1 protein-coding gene is annotated in these 901 nt (G+C 53.3%); it reads right to left on the bottom strand.

What is annotated here, in order from left to right; genetic code table 11:
- The coding region (locus CINSTRO3249_RS17485; RefSeq protein ID WP_217265414.1) for a hypothetical protein at positions 1–195 on the bottom strand (195 nt) is incomplete at its 3' end.
- Positions 196–901: the final 706 nt, after the last annotated feature.

Genomic DNA, 901 nt, shown 5'->3' with positions numbered 1-901 from the left:
GCGATGGGTCACCAGGGGCTGCGGCGTCTGGTTGACCAGCGCTACCATGCCCTGCGCAAGCTGGCCGCCTCTACAGCCCCACCGCCAGACACACCCTAACTTCTCTTTTGCCCGGCTTTCCGCCCCAGAGAACAGGATGCGCTTTACCGCGCAGGCTTCCGCACGCCCCTGCCCCAATCCCCCCCTTATTTTCATGCCTCTCCGTCGTTATTTCCTCCACCCCCACCCCTTAATTTCACTAAAACCGACCCCCGGTCTTTTTTATCCACCAACAGATGCAAGGGAAAACGGGTAATAGATAACCCCTATGGAATAGATGCAAAGTAACTGTAAGTTCTTATTACAGAAAAAGAAAACCAAGAGCACCGCTCTGGGGATAACCTCACCACCAACCACACGCTCACCCCTACCCCAAAACCCAAAGGGCTTCGCTTACAGCGGGCACACCCGCGCCGCTCAGTCGCCCAAACTCACAGCCACCTCTGCCACCCAGACGAGCCAATCCAAAAACACCAGCCGCCCCCCACAGTTCTTTTCCCCACCGGGCCAACGGCCCGGCAGAAAAAAGAATTATGGATGCTGTAACTAATCGGGTTCGGGTTTTCGTTTTGGTGATTTCTGGAGGTTTCGGTGGTGGTTGTGTCGCTTTGACGTTCTTTTGTCTCCGACCCTTTGGCTTGTATGTAATAAACATGTGGTGGTTAGCTACTACCGCATGGAGCGGAGTGAGCCAGATTGCCGCCATAAGGCCATGACCTTCGACGAAAGCTATAGTGAATCACCCCGGATAAATTAGAGTCTATACTTTAAAAGTGGAGGTCTCTATGACAACGACCAAACGTTACTCTCCGGAAGTCCGTGAACGGGCAGTTAATCTAGTGCTGGAAACTCAGCATGAGCA

This window comes from Candidatus Sodalis sp. SoCistrobi (assembly GCF_900143145.1).
Taxonomy (GTDB): Bacteria; Pseudomonadota; Gammaproteobacteria; order Enterobacterales; family Enterobacteriaceae; genus SoCistrobi.
This window is presented reverse-complemented; position numbering and strand designations above follow the sequence as displayed.